The organism is Ruegeria sp. BC6 (assembly GCF_056539185.1).
Genome location: NZ_JBQFUM010000003.1, coordinates 378,290 through 394,183 on the forward strand (window position 1 = coordinate 378,290; position 15,894 = coordinate 394,183).

Below are 15,894 nucleotides of genomic sequence, written 5' to 3' on the forward strand. Positions count from 1 at the left end.
GGACCGGGGCCAGCACAGTGTCAGTTGCGCAGATCGTCCTCGTCGTCTTCTTCGGCACCGCCCTTGGGCAGGTTGAAGAAGCTGTCGGCATCCACCACTGCTTCGTCTTCTTTTTCCTCGTCGCCGTCATCGGACAGCGAGAAGGTTTCCAGCCCCTCGATCGCCGTCGGGATCTTGGGAGCGGCATCCATTTCCAGCGACTGTTCGGTCGAGACCAGCTTGCGGCGCTCGTCATCGCTCATGACGCCACCTTCGGCGGCCTTCTTGGCGGCGGCTTTCTGGACGGCGGCATCCAGTTCGGACTGTTTGCACAGGCCCAGCGCGACCGGGTCGATCGGCTGCATGTTGGCGATGTTCCAGTGGGTGCGCTCGCGGATCGACTGGATCGTGGGCTTGGTGGTGCCAACCAGTTTGGCGATCTGGCCATCGCTCAGCTCCGGGTGGAACTTGACCAGCCACAGGATCGAGTTCGGGCGGTCCTGGCGCTTGGACAGCGGCGTGTAGCGCGGACCGCGGCGCTTTTCCTCGCCGGCGGCGGCCGGGTTGAACTTGAGCTTCAGCTTGTGCAGCGGATCTTTCTCGGCCTTGTCGATCTCTTCCTGGGTCAGCTGGTTGTTGGCGATCGGGTCGAACCCTTTGACGCCTGCCGCCACATCGCCATCAGCGATGCCTTGCACTTCCAACTCGTGCATGCCCACGAAATCCGCGATCTGCTTGAAGCTGATCGTGGTATTGTCCACCAGCCAAACGGCGGTTGCCTTGGCCATCAGGGGTTTTGCCATCAGCCCGTCTCCTTTGAATACATCTGTCCCGTCGCCGGAATTCGGCGGCCCCGTGGTCTTGGGGCAGGTTTCCGTTGTCGGGGAACTTGGCCCGTATATAGTCGTGCAGATGCAAGAAGGGAAGAGGCGAATGCGCTGGGCGTTATTGGGGCTGCTGGTGTGGATTTTCGGCGCGATGGCCGCGCTGGCCGATGGCGAGAAGTCAGGCGAGTTCGACTATTACGTCCTGTCTCTGAGCTGGTCGCCCAACTGGTGCGCCCGCGAAGGCGACGCGCGCGGATCCGACCAATGCGATGCGCGCCACGATCACGGCTGGATCCTGCACGGGTTGTGGCCGCAATACCACCAGGGCTGGCCCTCCTATTGCCCGACAGCCAAGGCGCCGCCGTCCCGTGCGATGACCCGACAGATGGAAGATATTCAAGGCAGTTCGGGTCTGGCCTGGCACCAGTGGAAGAAACACGGCACCTGTTCGGGCCTGTCCGCAGCGGACTACTACGCGTTGTCCCGGCAAGCCTATGACCGCATCACCCGACCGCCGGAGTTTCGCAAGTTGGACAAAGCCGTGAAACTGCCGGCGCGCGTGGTCGAGGATGCCTTCCTCGACGCCAATCCGGGGCTCGAGCCGGACATGATCACCGTCACTTGCAAGCACGGTTACATCGAAGAAGTGCGCGTCTGTCTGTCACGTGATCTGGACCCGGTGCCCTGTGGGCGGGACGTGATCCGGGACTGCACCGCTTCGGATGCGTTGTTCGATCCGATTCGCTAGAGCTTCTTGTTCTGGCAGTCCCGCGCATAGTCCAATGCCTTGGCGGTGCCCTTCAGATCGATCGCCAAAACCCGCTCGCCTGCGGGGTTGTAGATCGTCATCGTCTTGTTCTGGGCGATGGCCGCAACAAAGTTCCGGTCGGTGAAGAACACGGTCGCACCGGGCACCCGATCCTGCTTGAACCCGATGGCTGTGGCGTCAAAGCTCTTGCCGTCCAGCTCGAACCGGATCGGATAGGATTTGCCGGGCTCGATGTTGCCCCACCCCTTGTGGAAAACGGTGAAATAGCCCCGATTGTCCAGCGCATCGTAGCCCAGGCGCACCACGGACAGGTCCTGATACACCGTCTGGATCAGACAGCCGTTGCCCAGATTGGGGTCCATCATGATGTTCCAGCCTTCGACGAACCCCTTGTCGACCAGTTGCTGTGACCACGCGGAAGTGGCGGTGAAGGCGGCGAAGGTCAGGGCGAGAAGGCGTTTCATGGCGGGTTCCGATATCAAATGGGTCAGGCTAGGGCATAGTACACGGTGCGGGGTCGACGGAAAGATCATTCTAGGCCTCGGCAGCAGTGCATGATGATCTATGTGCATGGAACAACACGGCTTTGCCTTGTGGGGCGGGCGCTTGAAACAAGGACGTTGCAAAATACGTCTTGCCCAATAGACCAAGGAGCAAGCCATGCCTCAACATCCAAGAACATTCTCTCACATCGGGTTGTCCGTCCCGAACGTGGACGAAGCCGTGAAATTCTATTCCGAGGTTTTGGGATTTTACGTGATCATGCCGCCAACCGACGTGGTCGAGGATGACACGGACATCGGCGTGATGTGCACGGACGTGTTTGGCCAGAATTGGAAAAAACTGCGTATCGCGCATCTGGCGACCGCCGATCGTATCGGGATCGAGCTTTTTGAGTTTGATGGAAACTACGCGCCGGAAAACAACATTGACTTTCGCAGGAACGGGACGTTCCATTTCTGCGTCCAGGATCCTGATGTCGAAGGCTTGGTGGAAAAAATCGTGGCGGCCGGCGGGAAACAACGCATGCCTATCCGATACTACTACCCCGGCGAGAAACCCTACCGCATGGTCTATGTCGAGGATCCGTTCGGCATCGTCTTCGAGATCTACAGCCATTCCTATGAATTGACCTACTCGTCGGGTGCCTACACCTGACCGATGGGTCAAGTGGTTCCTTGCACTCGAGGTGGGGCAAGAGCGTGCTGCTTGCAGGCAGCACGCCGCGGCTACAGTTCTTTACGCGCCCGCAGCGCTGCGGTGATCGTCCCGTCATCCAGATAGTCCAGTTCGCCCCCGATCGGCACGCCCTGCGCCAGTGAGGTCAGGCGGACCAGGCCTTCCAGCTGATCGGCGATGTAATGGGCCGTGGTCTGCCCGTCGACGGTGGCGTTCAGGGCCAAGATCACTTCGGTGATGTTCTCGGCGGTGACGCGGTCGCGCAGGCGGGGGATGCGCAGATCTTCCGGTCCGACGCCGTCCAGCGCCGAGAGCGTTCCGCCCAGCACGTGGTAGCGGCCCTTGAACACACCTGCGCGCTCCATCGCCCACAGGTCGGCCACGTCTTCGACCACGCACAGCTCACCGGTGGCGCGGTCTTCGGAATTGCAGATGTCGCAGATGTCGGTGGTGCCCACGTTGCCGCAGTTCAGGCATTCGCGTGCGGTGGCGGCGACCTGCTGCATGGCGTCCGACAACGGCGTCAGCAGCAGGGCGCGTTTGCGGATCAGGTGCAGCACCGCCCGCCGGGCCGAGCGCGGTCCCAGCCCCGGCAGCTTGGCCATCAGATCGATCAGGGCGTCGATGTCACTGTTCGAACTCATGGCCTGTCCTGCGTGGCTTTGGCGGCGGGGGTTTGAGGGGCGAAGATCAGAACGGCAGCTTGATGTCCGCCGGCAGGCCCATGCTTTCGGTCAGCTTGGCCATTTCTTCCTGCGACCGCTCGGCGGCTTTGGTCTGCGCGTCCTTGATTGCGGCCAGGATCAGGTCCTCGACCACTTCCTTGTCGTCGCTGTTGAAAATCGAGGGGTCGATGTCCAGACCTTTCAGTTCGCCCTTGGCCGAGGCCGCGGCCTTGACCAGGCCCGCGCCGGATTCGCCGACGACCATGATGGTGTTCAGCTCTTCCTGCATCTGCGCCATCTTGGTCTGCAGTTCCTGCGCGGATTTCATCATCTTGGCCATGTCGCCCAGACCGCCGAGTCCTTTGAGCATCTGTATGTCTCCTGTCATTCGATTTGCGGCCTAAATACGGGCCGTCTGCGTCCTTCACAAGGGCAGCGCGCCTTCTGCGCGGATGATCAGTCTTCCTCGAACGGGTCCCATTCGTCTTCGACCTCGGGCAGGGCTTCGGTTTCGACCTTGGCCGCACGGTCCTCGGGTGTTTCAATCCGGGTGATGCGGGCCATGGGGAACTGTGTCAGAACCGCCTGAACCAAAGGGTGTTCTTCGGCCTTGGCCTTCAGCGCCAGCTCGGCCGCGTCGCGCAGTTCGGCGATGGTGGGCGCGTCCCCGTCCGAGACGATCGAGACCGCCCAGCGATTGCCGGTCCAGCGCTGCAGCGCGGACCCGAGCCGCGCGGCCAGGTCGGTGGGCGCCTTTTCGGTGGGCGTGAACTCGATCCGGCCCGGCTGGTACGAGACGAGGCGGACGCCGTTCTCGACCTCGACCAGCAGCTTCACGTCACGGTTGGAGCGGATCAGCTCGACCACATGCTCAAACGTTGGATAACGCGCCAGCGCGGTCTGCACGTCTTGGGCCAACGCCGCCGTGGGCGCGCCGCCCACACCGCGCGGGGTGGGCGCATGGGCCGAGGCCGTCGCGGTCACGGGCGGGGCGGTGTTGCCGGCAACCGGAACGCCGCCCCCCGGCCCGCCGACGGGCGGCGGAGGGCTGTCCTGAAGGCGTTTGATCAACTCTTCCGGGCTGGGCAGATCGGCCACATGGGTCAGGCGGATCACCGCCATTTCCGCGGCCATCATGGCGTTGGGGGCGGCCGAGACTTCCTCTAGTGCCTTCAGCAGCATCTGCCACATCCGGGTCAGCGCCCGCATCGGCAGCGCTTCGGCCATCTGCTGGCCGCGGGTGCGTTCATCGGGCGATACGGTGGGATCTTCGGCTGCGTCGGGGGTGATCTTTACCACCGAGACCCAATGCGTGATTTCGGCCAGATCGCGCAACACCGCCAGCGGGTCGGCGCCCTCGGCATATTGCGCGCCCAGTTCGGTCAGGGCCCCGGCCGCATCGCCGCGCAGGATCATGTCCATCAGGTCCAGCACGCGGCCCCGGTCGGCCAGTCCCAGCATCGCGCGCACCTGGTCGGCGGTGGTTTCGCCGGCACCATGGCTGATTGCCTGATCCAGCAGCGAGGTCGCATCCCGGGCCGAGCCTTCGGCGGCGCGGGTGATCAGGGCCAGCGCGTCATCCGAGATTTCCGCGCCCTCGGCGGTGGCGATCTTGCGCAGCAGGCCGATCATCACTTCGGGCTCGATCCGGCGCAGGTCGAACCGTTGGCAACGCGACAGCACGGTGACCGGAACCTTGCGGATCTCGGTCGTGGCAAAGATGAATTTCACATGCTCGGGTGGTTCCTCCAGCGTTTTCAACAGCGCGTTGAAGGCGCTGGTCGACAGCATGTGGACTTCGTCGATGATGTAGATCTTGTACCGCGCGCTGGCGGCGCGATAGCGCACGCTGTCGATGATCTCTCGGATGTCGTTCACGCCGGTGCGGCTGGCGGCGTCCATTTCCAGCACGTCCACATGGCGACCTTCCATGATGGCCACGCAATGCTCGCACTGGCCGCAGGGTTCGGTCGTTGGGCCGCCATTGCCGTCGGGTCCGATGCAGTTCATGCCCTTGGCGATGATCCGGGCCGTGGTCGTCTTGCCGGTGCCACGGATGCCGGTCATGATGAAGGCCTGCGCGATCCGGTCCGCCTCGAACGCGTTTTTCAGCGTGCGCACCATGGCATCCTGACCGACCAGGTCGGCAAAGGTTTCCGGGCGGTATTTTCGTGCGAGAACCTGATAGGCGGGGCTGGACTGTGTGGTCATGTCTGCTCTGACGGATTCGTACTGACGATGCAGGGTAGAGTTCCCGGTGCCCCGCGTCCACAGCGCCGGTGCAGGTTTTTCGCTTTGGCGAGCGCGCGGTGTGAGGCATACTGCGCGGATCGAGTTCAATCAGCCAGTTTCGGGGGGAACGTCTGATGACAAATCTTGTGGTTCATGCATTGCAGGTGGGCGGCGGTACGCTGGCCCTGACCTCGGTTCCCGGCGGTGGCGGCGACTATGAGGGAGACCTGGACCTGATTTCAGCCTGGGCGCCGGGGCTGGTAATTTCGATGACTACCCTTGCCGAACTGGTTTCTGTGGGTGCAGGCGAATTGGGCTGTGACATTCATCGGCGCGCCTGTCGGTGGGCACATCTGCCGGTCGCCGACTTCTCAGCGCCGTCGACCGAGATATCCGGCCGCTGGCCCGAAGTCAGCGCCGCCGCCCGCCATGCGCTGTCGGGCGGCGGGCGGGTACTGGTCCACTGCCGGGGCGGTTGCGGACGGTCGGGCATGGTTGTTCTGCGCTTGATGATCGAAAGCGGCGAGCAGCCGGAACAGGCCCTGAAACGCCTGCGGGCCGTACGCCCCTGCGCGGTCGAGACTGATGCTCAGATGGACTGGGCCGTCGCCCCGGCGCGCGAGGCACTGGCGACCTGACCTTCAGGCGGTTGCGCGGAACTCGCGCTCGGCTCTGACCACGGGCATGATCGCCGTGGCCTGCAGCATCGCACAGGGTCGATCGCCGATGACCTGCGAGGGCAGGGCGTCGCTCTGGTCGTCAAACAGCATGTCGGCATAGGTTTCAAGACGGAAGGACGGGGTGGCGGCGGCCGATCCGCAATACACGCGGATCCGTTCGGGACGTGCATCGAACCGCGCCGTGCAGCCATGTTCGCAATGGGCCAGTTCGCTACTGCCTTCCACTTGGAAGTCGGGGGATGTAGCGGCCTGCGCCGTCGCCATTGCCTGCGCGATGGCCCGTGCCATGCGCGCCAATGCCGGGCAGGTCTTTCCGGTGCGCTGGCAGATGGTTGCCGCGAATTTATGGGTATCGGTCTTCCAAATCATGTTGCGCCCTCCGCGCGCTGGGCGAGGTGGATTTGGACAGACGCCGGTTTCAAGGCCAGACCCTGCCCGGACACCCCGTCCGAGTTTCGGTTTCACGTTTGATGGCAGGTCTCCTGACTTGCGGGTCTTTGCTTTGCCGACCTTCCCAACCTTGCGGTCAGTGGTATTTAGGCATCGCTCTCCGCCTACAGTTGCGGGGGCAGTCGCGGCCTTGGTCCGCTCCGGAGTTCCGGGTTGGACCGCACCGTGTTCCCTTTTCATCCCGGACCGAAACGGCACGGGAACCATCCCCTCATCGCTAGCGGTGTATCCGGGATCGAGTCAAGACGGTTTCAGCCCGGTTGCCGGAGTGAGTCCCAAGGGAACAGATCAGGCAGTCTGCGCAGCACATTCGAATCCCGGCGGGCGCGGGCCAATTGCCAGCCGCCCTGCATTACGATGAACAGGGTGTCCGCAGCTTTTTCAGGGTCGGAAACTCCGAACCGCGCGGCGTGGTTTCGAACTTCGACGATCCAGCTTTCATACAGACGGTCGGCATGTTCCCGAAACGCGCGGTTGTCGGGGCTTTCGAACAGGGTGGCGGCGATGGGGCAGGTCTCCCATTGGGCCGAGGTGTCGAACAGCTTCGCGATTTTGTGGCACAGGGTGGTGACCCCGTCGCGAAAATCCGCGGCGTCGTCGAATGCCGCAGCAATCATGCTCAACATCCCGTCCGAAGCCCAACTGGCCGCCGCCAGGGCCAGATCCGGCTTGCCCTTTGGAAAATGGTGATAAAGCGAACCCTTGGGGGCTTGCGCTTCGGCCAGCAATTCCGCCAGACCGACACCGTTATAGCCCGAGCGCTGGAACAGTCGGGCGGCAGTCACGATCAGGCGATCTTTGGTGTTTGGTGGACGTTGGGTCATGCAGGCCAAATATTGACAGGCCTAGACCAATTGGTCCAGACACAAAATATTAGACCGATCGGTCCAGAGTGTTTGGAGGCAAAGATGTTGGATTCGCAGCACGCGGTTGACGTGGAAGACTTTAAGTTTCCGTCGGGCCAGACCCAGCTGGCGGCGCGGCTTTACACTCCGGCGGTCGAGCCGCAAACCGTTGTTGTGCTGAACGGCGCAACAGGAGTGCCACGTGACTACTATCAGCACTTTGCTCGCTGGCTGGCCGCCGAGCGCGGTATGGCTTGCCTGACATATGATTACCGGGATTTCGAGCATTCGCTGACCGGGCGGCTGAAAGACTCGAAGGCCACGATGGCGGACTGGGCGCTGATCGACATGCCCGCAGCGCGTGCCGAAATGCGCCGTCGATACCCGCAGGCAAAACTGTGGGTGATCGGGCATTCGGTCGGTGGAATGCTGGGTCCGCTGCAACCGGAAATCGAACAGATCGACCGGATGATCTGTGTGTGCGCAGGTTTGGTGACGGTGGCCGATCACCCGTGGCCCTACAAGGGCTTGGCGACTTTGTTCTGGTATGGCCACGTGCCACCTCTGGTGCGTCTTCTGGGGTACCTGCCGGGGAAACTTCTGGGATTCGGAGCCGATTTGCCGGCGGGCGTCTATTGGCAATGGCGCAAGTGGTGTACATCGCCCACCAGCTATCTGCCCGAAATTGGTGACACGCTTCCCCAGGCGGATTGGAGCCGGGCGAACGCCGCGGCGGATATCATTGCGTTCGAGGATGACCAGACAGTGCCACCGCCCGCCGTCTGGCGGTTGGCTGAACTCTATGGTCCGACCGCCCGTCGGCACTTGTTGGAGCCGAAGGATTTCGGACTGTCCGAAATCGGTCATATCGGCGCCTTCGCCCGGCGCAGCAGTGCCGTTTGGCCGCGATTGATCGCCTGACCCGCCGGCAAGCGCGGTCTTCAGGAACAACGACGAAATGCAGAGGTTGGATTGACCCGTCCGAATATGCGGCGCGGCGTCAAGTGAGAGGTTGGACATCGACCCAAGCGGGGCTCGTTGTGGCTGCTTCCTTCCGGACCTGACCAGGTTGGCGAGGCGCTTGCCCGCGCCAACCTCTCGACCGCCGATATAGGCATCACGCAGCCGCTTGGCAACCCGTCACAAAGACAGGCGTACCCGAAGAAACCCGCGCGCGTCCTGCCCGTCGGCGGTGGCTGCAAAGTGGTCGAGCTCGTGCAGGTAGTTCGCAGCGCGTGGCCCGGTGTTCAGAATCACGGACCGGCCCGCCTGCGGAACAAAGGAAAAGCTTTGGGCGGTGTTTTCCAACGGATCCGGACCCAATCGTCCCGCCAGGTAGTCGCGCAAGATTCCCTGGAGGCTCAGCGGTGGAACCGGGATCAGGCGGGACGGGTCTGGGACGGGAAAGTTGCCGCCGCCATTGGCTCGGTAGCTGTTTGATGCAACGACGAATTGTTCATCCGGACCGACGGGGCGACCCTGATAGGCAAGATCGCGCAGGCGGGAATGGGACGTGTCGATCAACTGGCCGCTCAAATCATATCGCGCGGGCTGCGTCAGATCGAACCTGTAGGTCACCCCATGCAGCACGTCGAAATTGTGCCCGGTGCCCTCGGGGTTGATCAGAACCTGCTCGTCGCTGTTGCCAAGTTGAGAAAACTGGGCAGCCGACATCTCCAGCCATTCGGCGATCTGGCGGCCATCCAGCAGCATGGCGGCCAGTTGGTTTGGAAACACATGCAAGTCCGAGACATGCCTTACGGTGACATCGCCAGCCGGGACTTCGGTGTAGTGCCGTGGTCCGGCCCGGCCTCCGAATTTCGAAGGTGCGGCTGCGGACAGAACTGGCAAAGTTTCAAAGGCCGTTCCGGCCAGAACCGGTCGCAGGGCTGCCGCCTGTGTTGCGGCGACCAAGTTCAGCCCCTGGTCCACCCCGCAAAAGGTGAAATAGCTGTGCAGGGTACGATTGATCCGGCCCACCGGCTGGGCAGCGGCTTTGCGGGTCGCCTTGTGGGCGGCGGCAAAAAGTTCGACCGTCTCAGGGTCTTCGGGAACGACACGAGCGCCGGTTTCAGCCCCGCCCGGGCAGATCGTTCGCAGATGCGCGCTGTGACCAGCAATTCTCGCTTCTCCCATGGCGTTCACGGCAAGCGTCAGGTCGATCACCCCCAAATGCGACCCCGCTGATCCGGGCATGACCACGGGTCTGGCCAGCTGCGGGTTACCATCGCTTGGGTTGGGCAGTGTTAGGTGGGTGTGTCCGGCCACGATTGCATCAATACCGTCCAGAGCAGAAAGCTGTGCGACCACATTTTCCGACATCGGCACGGCGTCGGGCTCGCCTAGGCCGGAATGTGCAAGGGCCACAATCAGGTCACAGCCCTGACGTCGCAAATTCTCGGCCATCCGGCGCGCCGTAGCGACGGCATCCTCGGCTGCGACTTGGCCTTCCAATTGTGGTGCTTCCCACTTCACCGTCTGCGGCGGCAGGATCGAGAAAACGCCAATTCGGACAGGAATGCTATGGCCGTTGATGTGGACATGACGGGTCAGGATGACCTGTTTCTGCCAGGGCGCCACCCCGGTCAGACACTGCATGTTGCTGCACAAAACCGGGCAAGGTGCCCGAGAAACGATCCGGCCCAGAGCTGGCAGACCAAAGCCGAAATCGTGGTTCCCCAGCGCAATCGCGTCGTAGCCCAAGCGCCCAAAGGCGGACATCAAAGGGTGGGTCGCGTCGGTCTGCGCGACCGCCCAGTCACCCAGAAGTGTCCCCTGAAGGGAATCGCCGTTGTCGAACAGCAGGACAGTTGCATTTGCCTCTTCCGCCTCTTGACGTGCAGAGCGGATCAAGCTGGCGGTTCGGGTGAAGCCGACACTTGGTTCGGGCCGGTCCGCATAATAGTCGAAACTGCTCAGATTCATGTGCAGGTCGGTCGTTGCGAGAATCCGGATGTGCGCGGTGTTCAAGTGGGGATGTGCCTGAAGCAGGGAGGATTTCAGAGCCAATTTTCTTCTTTTAGGTGCTGTTGTGCATACGTTTTCACTGAAAGGTAGAATACAGGTAATCGTCAGGGCTTCCATGCGTCCCTTGCGACAACGATGCTTTTTGCGAGTGTGGATTCCCATTGCACCAGTGCCCAAGTCGTGGCAGCCCTTGTGCAAATTCCAAAGGGACAGGCATGAAACGGGCGGAAAACGTGACATTTGGCGGCTCTGGACTGGACCGGGCGGCGCAGATCCGTACCGATGCCAGAGCCTTGGAGGCAGCACGGTCCGATACTACGGCGCGGTGCATCCTTATGTGGCGGGGCAAACCGTTGGTCATGGGCGAAGCGCTGGACCAGTTGGCCTTGGTTCCGATAGACCACGATCTGGTTGCGAACGGACCCGGCGGGGCGATTGACCAACCGATCTTGCTGGGGCGCAGTGATGCGGGTGCGCCGCTGTTTGCAATGGACATTTCGAATTGGTCTGCCGACGGGTTGGACCTGTCGGGCGTTGGAGCGTTCGTGGACCGAACCGAACAGCAGCATCCGGGGCTGCCCGTGGGCCACGTGTTCGCCGAGCTTCGTCGGATCATGATCCGGCTGTCGGCCCGGGACGCCGAATTGGCAGCCACCGCCAAAGCCGTGATCGGCTGGCACGAGACGCACAGGTTCTGCGCGCGCTGCGGCAACCCGACCAACATTTCACAGGCGGGGTGGCAACGACTGTGCCCGGCCTGTGGCGGTCAGCACTTTCCACGGACCGATCCGGTGGTGATCATGTTGGTCACGCATGGCGATTCCGTCCTGATGGGCAGATCTCCGGGGTGGCCCGACGGCATGTATTCACTGTTGGCCGGTTTCGTCGAGCCGGGCGAGACCCTCGAGGCCGCCGTGCGGCGTGAGGTCATGGAGGAGGCCGGCGTTCCGGTCGGACCCGTCAGCTATCTGGCAAGTCAACCCTGGCCGTTTCCGTCGTCGCTGATGTTCGGGTGTGCAGCGCAGGCGCTGTCCCGCGAGATCACAATCGACCCGGTCGAGATCGAGGACGCGATGTGGGTCACCAAGTCCGAGATGATGCAGGCTTTTGCAGGCGAGCACCCCAAGCTTCTGCCGGCGCGGAAGGGGGCAATCGCGCATTTTCTTTTGCGTAACTGGCTTGCAGATACGCTGGACTGACGAAACACTGGCACCCTGACTGAGCAGAAAAGGCCGACATGCAGGTTTCAGCACGCGAAGATATCCAGGCTCCGATCGATGCGGTGTTCGACATGGTCGCGGACTTCGAACGGTTCGAGCGCATGGCGATGCGCCGCGGTGTCGAGGTTCGACGCACTGTCGAGATGCCGGGCCACTGGGTCGGGTCGTGCTGGGAAGCCGATATCATGATCCGTGGCAAGCCCCGCCATATCGCGATCGAGGTGGCCGAGTTCGATCGCCCCACAGTCATGCGGTTTCGATCGACCAGCAAGGGGATGAACGGCCTGACCACGATTGATCTTCTGTCGCTGTCGCAAAAGCAGACGCGGCTGAGCATCGAGATGTCACTGGCGGCCAAGACCTTGCCTGCGCGTCTGCTTCTGCAGTCGTTGAAGCTGGGCAAGGCCAGATTCCGGCGCCAGTTCCAGATGCGGCTGAGCGATTTTGCGCGCGAAATGGAAGAACGCTATCTGCACGGGGCTTGAGAGCCGGCGTTTGACTGGCGGTGAGCAGTCCCAAGCTGCCTGCGCGTGGGAGCAGACTAACCGCGTGGTCGAGCAGCGGGGTACACGCCCAGCACTTCCACATTCGTGGTGAAATGCTGCAGTTCATCCATCGCGAGCTGCACGTTGCGGTCTTCCGGGTGGCCGACGATGTCGGCGTAGAACTGAGTCGCCGTGAACGAGCCATCAACCATGTAGCTTTCCAGCTTGGTCATGTTGATGCCGTTGGTGGCAAAACCGCCCATGGCCTTGTACAGCGCCGCCGGAATGTTCCGGACCTGGAACACGAAGCTGGTGATCATCCCGTGCTCGCCACGGCGGCTGCGGTCGTCCTCGCGGGACATCACCAGAAAGCGGGTCGTGTTGTCGTCGCTGTCTTCGATGTGGCGCGCCAGCAGTTCAAGGCCATAGATTTCGCCAGCCAGTTCGCTGGCCAGGGCCGCCGAATGTTTCTCACCCGCTTCCGAGACCTCGCGCGCCGCGCGGGCGTTGTCAGGGCTGACGCGCCCGCGGATGCCGTGGGCCTTCAGGAAGTTTGCGCATTGCGGCAACAGCACCAGATGCGAATGGGCTTCGGTGATATCTTCGAGTTTTGCGCCCGGCACGCCCAGCAAGTTGATGTGAACCCGCACAAAGGCCTCGTCCACGATGTGCAGCCCGCTGTGCGGGAGCAGGCGGTGGATATCGGCCACTCGTCCATAGGTGCTGTTCTCGACCGGCAGCATGGCCAGATCGGCCTCGCCCGAGCGCACCGATTCGATCACGTCCTCGAATGTTCGGCAGGGTAGCGCCTCCATATCCGGACGCGCATTGCGACAGGCTTCGTGACTGTAGGCGCCGGGTTCCCCCTGAAAGGCGATGCGTTTGGTCATTTGGTCGATTCCGTGCAACAAGTTCCAGAATTGGGCGTTTCGTCGCGGTGTCTATACCTTGCCTCTTGCAAGGGGAAGCCTTAGACACCCCGAAGACAGCTGAAATGGACTCGCGATCAATGTTCGACACGATGACAGTTACCAAGGCCGCAGCCGGCCTGTTCGGTGCCTTCCTTGTACTCCTCCTGGCAAAATGGGGGGGCGATGTTCTCTACCATGTCGGCGGGCACGGCGAAGCCGCCTATGTTATTGAAACCGAAAGCTCGGGCGAAAGCGCTGACGGCGAAGAGGTGGTCTTTGCCGATCTGCTGGCCGCAGCTGACCCGGAGAAGGGTGCGAAGGTTTTCCGCAAGTGTTCGGCTTGCCACAAGCTGGAAGAAGGCGCCAATGGCACCGGTCCCTACCTGTATGGCGTCGTGGACCGCCCTGTGGCGGCGGCCGCGGGCTTCGGCTACTCGGCGGCGATGCAGTCGCACGGCGGCAACTGGACCCCGGAAGAGCTGGATGCGTTCATTGCAAACCCCAAAGGCTATATCCAAGGCACTTCGATGAGCTTTGCCGGTCTCAAAAAGGCTCAGGAACGCGCAGACCTGATCGCGTACCTGCAGACGATTGGCGGCTGATCTGCCCATCCAAACACGGAAAAGCGAAAGCCGCTGCCATGTGCAGCGGCTTTTTTCGTCTGAGCAAAACTTCACAAAGCGCTCACGCATTCTAAACTTGCAAGTGTCAGTGCTGGGCTTTTAGCTTGCGCACAAGGACATGGACAGAAGACAACATCGAAGGATGACCCGTATGATTTCCCATCTGCCTGGCGCGCGCGAACAAGGTTTTCGTCATTGGGTCGCGGCATTGGGCATTTCGGCGGCGTTGGTTCTGGGGCAGGCGGGGCCAGCCCGGGCCGACGAGGACCAGATCATTCGCAGCCATGGCTACTCGTACTTCGGCAATCTCGACTACCCCGCCGACTACACGCACCTGAACTATGCCAACCCGGATGCGCCCAAGGGCGGCGAACTGTCATTGGCCGCATCGGGCACGTTTGATTCCCTGAATCCATATTCACGCAAAGGTCGCCCCGGAGCGTTGACGACAATGCAATACGATCGGCTTATGGACAGCACCGATGACAGTGTCGGTCAGTACTACGGCGTATTGGCTGAGAGCTTGGAGTACGACGCCGACCGCAACTGGGTCATTTTCCACCTGCGCCCCGAAGCGACGTTCTGGGATGGCACGCCTGTCACCGCCGAGGATGTGGTCTACAGCCACCGCCTGTTCATCGAACAGGGCCTGCCGTCATATGCACAGGCCGTCGGGCGGATGGTGACCGGCGCCGAGGCGCTGGATACGCACACGGTCAAGTTCACGTTCAATCCCGAATTGACGGCCCGCAGCCGGATCGAAACCGTTGGCGCGACGCCCGTATTCTCGAAGGCGTGGTTCGAGGCAGACCCGTCCCGCCGTCTCGACGAGCCGCGACTGGAAGTCGCCGTTGGATCTGGGCCGTACAAATTGGACAGCTACGATATCAACCGGCGCATCGTCTACAAACGCCGGGACGACTACTGGGGCAAGGACTTGCCGTTCAACAAGGGCCGGCACAACTACGATACCATCCGAGTCGAGTATTTCGCGGACCAGACAGCCGCCTTTGAAGGCTTCAAGGCAGGCGAGTACACGCTGCGGATCGAAAGCGACCCCAAACTGTGGGCGACCGGCTATGACTTCCCCAAGTTGAAAGAGGGCTACGTCGTCAAGGACGCGATTGCGAATGGCAGTCCGCCGACCCCGTCGGGCTTTGTGTTCAACCTCGCGCGTCCGCAATTCGCGGACAAGAATGTTCGAAAGGCACTGGCGCTGGCCTTCAACTTTGAATGGGCCAATGAGTCTCTGCTTTTCGGCCTGAACTCTCCCCGCGATTCGTTCATCGAAGGCACGCCGCTTGAAGCGATGGATACACCGCAGGGGGCAGAGCTGGCATTTCTGCAAGCTTTGGGCGACGTGGTTCCACCCGAGCTGTTGTCCGAACCTGTGACGACCGTTCACGAATCCAGCTCGGCGCGCCTGAACGATCGGCGCAACCTGCGCAAAGCCTCAAAATTGTTGGACGAAGCCGGATGGCCTGTGGGCGACGGCAACTTGCGCCGCAATGCTCAGGGTCAGACCCTGCGGGTGAACATCCCCTATCCGTCCAACCTGCCGACATCGACGGCCACGATGATCGAGACCTTTGTGCAAAACCTTCAGGCGCTGGGCGTGGATGCTTCGGCCGAGAAGGTCGATCCGGCGCAGTACACCCTGCGCAGCCGCGAGCGTGACTATGACATGGTTTATTCGACACGCTATGGCGCGTTCCTGTCCACTGGCGGCGGCCTCAGTCAGATGTATGGCTCGAAAGAGGCCGAGTTCAGCCTGTTCAACCCGGCAGGCCTTGCCAGCCCGTTGGTGGACGCCATCATCGAGGCGTCATTTGCGACCAACAATCAAACCGATCAGGATGCAGCGCTTATGGCCTTGGATCGCGCCTTGCGCTATGAGTTCTTCATCATACCGGATGGGTATATCGCGGAATACTGGACAGCCTACTACAACATGTACGAATACCCCGATCAGTTGCCGCCCTATGCGCTGGGATACCTTGATCTGTGGTGGATCAATCCCGAGAAGGAAGCGGCCCTGAAAGCAGAAGGCGCGCTGCGTTAA

The 15,894-nt window shown here is 61.9% G+C and carries 17 protein-coding genes, 1 other RNA gene and 1 riboswitch; of the genes, 8 read left to right on the forward strand and 10 right to left on the reverse strand.

What is annotated here, in order from left to right; translation table 11 throughout:
* Nucleotides 1-20: 20 nt before the first annotated feature.
* Nucleotides 21-782 (reverse strand): DUF1013 domain-containing protein, encoded by a 762-nt coding sequence (locus ACR0MM_RS12450; RefSeq protein WP_170342353.1) that lies wholly within the window; start codon nt 780-782, stop codon nt 21-23.
* Nucleotides 783-912: 130 nt separating this feature from the next.
* On the opposite strand from ACR0MM_RS12450, the gene ACR0MM_RS12455 reads away from it, so the two are divergent.
* Nucleotides 913-1,554: a ribonuclease T2 family protein gene (locus ACR0MM_RS12455; RefSeq protein WP_480696462.1), complete on the forward strand. Its 642-nt coding sequence runs from the start codon at nt 913-915 to the stop codon at nt 1,552-1,554.
* On the opposite strand, the gene ACR0MM_RS12460 is transcribed toward ACR0MM_RS12455, so the two are convergent.
* Nucleotides 1,551-2,039 (reverse strand): hypothetical protein, encoded by a 489-nt coding sequence (locus tag ACR0MM_RS12460; protein ID WP_170341383.1) that lies wholly within the window; start codon nt 2,037-2,039, stop codon nt 1,551-1,553. The genes ACR0MM_RS12455 and ACR0MM_RS12460 overlap by 4 nt on opposite strands.
* A 196-nt stretch (nt 2,040-2,235) precedes the next feature.
* Here ACR0MM_RS12460 and ACR0MM_RS12465 point away from each other — a divergent pair, with 196 nt between their 5' ends.
* Nucleotides 2,236-2,733, forward strand: a complete 498-nt coding sequence (locus ACR0MM_RS12465) for a lactoylglutathione lyase family protein (RefSeq protein WP_480696464.1) — start codon at nt 2,236-2,238, stop codon at nt 2,731-2,733.
* Nucleotides 2,734-2,804: 71 nt separating this feature from the next.
* Here the strand turns inward: ACR0MM_RS12465 and recR are convergent, their stop codons facing one another.
* The 3 genes from recR to ACR0MM_RS12480 form a co-directional block, all read right to left on the reverse strand.
* The gene (gene recR, locus ACR0MM_RS12470; RefSeq protein ID WP_480696466.1) at nt 2,805-3,398 is read right to left on the reverse strand and encodes a recombination mediator RecR; all 594 of its coding nucleotides are present in this window, start codon (nt 3,396-3,398) and stop codon (nt 2,805-2,807) included.
* 46 nt (nt 3,399-3,444) lie between these two features.
* On the reverse strand, nt 3,445-3,789 hold the full coding sequence (locus ACR0MM_RS12475; protein ID WP_170341387.1) for a YbaB/EbfC family nucleoid-associated protein: 345 nt from the start codon (nt 3,787-3,789) through the stop codon (nt 3,445-3,447).
* Between the two features lie 86 nt (nt 3,790-3,875).
* A complete protein-coding gene (locus ACR0MM_RS12480; protein WP_170457403.1) occupies nt 3,876-5,630 on the reverse strand; it encodes a DNA polymerase III subunit gamma/tau in 1,755 nt (584 codons plus the stop codon).
* A 155-nt stretch (nt 5,631-5,785) separates the two neighbouring features.
* Between ACR0MM_RS12480 and ACR0MM_RS12485 the strand changes: the two genes are divergently transcribed.
* Complete coding sequence (locus ACR0MM_RS12485) at nt 5,786-6,289, forward strand: protein-tyrosine phosphatase family protein (protein WP_093964312.1); 504 nt, start codon at nt 5,786-5,788, stop codon at nt 6,287-6,289.
* 3 nt (nt 6,290-6,292) lie between these two features.
* Here the strand turns inward: ACR0MM_RS12485 and ACR0MM_RS12490 are convergent, their stop codons facing one another.
* A complete protein-coding gene (locus ACR0MM_RS12490) occupies nt 6,293-6,700 on the reverse strand; it encodes a hypothetical protein (protein WP_480696469.1) in 408 nt (135 codons plus the stop codon).
* An 86-nt stretch (nt 6,701-6,786) separates the two neighbouring features.
* A riboswitch (cobalamin riboswitch) is annotated at nt 6,787-7,004 on the reverse strand.
* A 28-nt stretch (nt 7,005-7,032) separates the two neighbouring features.
* Nucleotides 7,033-7,566: a TetR/AcrR family transcriptional regulator gene (locus ACR0MM_RS12495; RefSeq protein WP_480696471.1), complete on the reverse strand. Its 534-nt coding sequence runs from the start codon at nt 7,564-7,566 to the stop codon at nt 7,033-7,035.
* A 123-nt stretch (nt 7,567-7,689) separates the two neighbouring features.
* On the opposite strand from ACR0MM_RS12495, the gene ACR0MM_RS12500 reads away from it, so the two are divergent.
* The gene (locus ACR0MM_RS12500; protein WP_480696473.1) at nt 7,690-8,547 is read left to right on the forward strand and encodes an alpha/beta hydrolase family protein; all 858 of its coding nucleotides are present in this window, start codon (nt 7,690-7,692) and stop codon (nt 8,545-8,547) included.
* An 81-nt stretch (nt 8,548-8,628) separates the two neighbouring features.
* Here the strand turns inward: ACR0MM_RS12500 and ffs are convergent.
* An RNA gene (gene ffs, locus ACR0MM_RS12505) (signal recognition particle sRNA small type) lies at nt 8,629-8,727 on the reverse strand.
* Nucleotides 8,728-8,766: 39 nt separating this feature from the next.
* On the reverse strand, nt 8,767-10,635 hold the full coding sequence (locus ACR0MM_RS12510) for a 5'-nucleotidase C-terminal domain-containing protein (RefSeq protein WP_480696475.1): 1,869 nt from the start codon (nt 10,633-10,635) through the stop codon (nt 8,767-8,769).
* 173 nt (nt 10,636-10,808) lie between these two features.
* Between ACR0MM_RS12510 and nudC the strand changes: the two genes are divergently transcribed.
* Complete coding sequence (gene nudC, locus ACR0MM_RS12515; protein WP_480696477.1) at nt 10,809-11,792, forward strand: NAD(+) diphosphatase; 984 nt, start codon at nt 10,809-10,811, stop codon at nt 11,790-11,792.
* A 38-nt stretch (nt 11,793-11,830) separates the two neighbouring features.
* Nucleotides 11,831-12,298, forward strand: a complete 468-nt coding sequence (locus ACR0MM_RS12520) for an SRPBCC family protein (RefSeq protein ID WP_480696479.1) — start codon at nt 11,831-11,833, stop codon at nt 12,296-12,298.
* Between the two features lie 56 nt (nt 12,299-12,354).
* Here ACR0MM_RS12520 and ACR0MM_RS12525 read toward each other — a convergent pair whose 3' ends face one another.
* Complete coding sequence (locus ACR0MM_RS12525; RefSeq protein WP_170360906.1) at nt 12,355-13,188, reverse strand: prephenate dehydratase; 834 nt, start codon at nt 13,186-13,188, stop codon at nt 12,355-12,357.
* 119 nt (nt 13,189-13,307) lie between these two features.
* Between ACR0MM_RS12525 and ACR0MM_RS12530 the strand changes: the two genes are divergently transcribed.
* The gene (locus tag ACR0MM_RS12530; RefSeq protein ID WP_170341467.1) at nt 13,308-13,811 is read left to right on the forward strand and encodes a c-type cytochrome; all 504 of its coding nucleotides are present in this window, start codon (nt 13,308-13,310) and stop codon (nt 13,809-13,811) included.
* Nucleotides 13,812-13,983: 172 nt separating this feature from the next.
* Nucleotides 13,984-15,894, forward strand: a complete 1,911-nt coding sequence (locus ACR0MM_RS12535) for an extracellular solute-binding protein (RefSeq protein WP_480696515.1) — start codon at nt 13,984-13,986, stop codon at nt 15,892-15,894.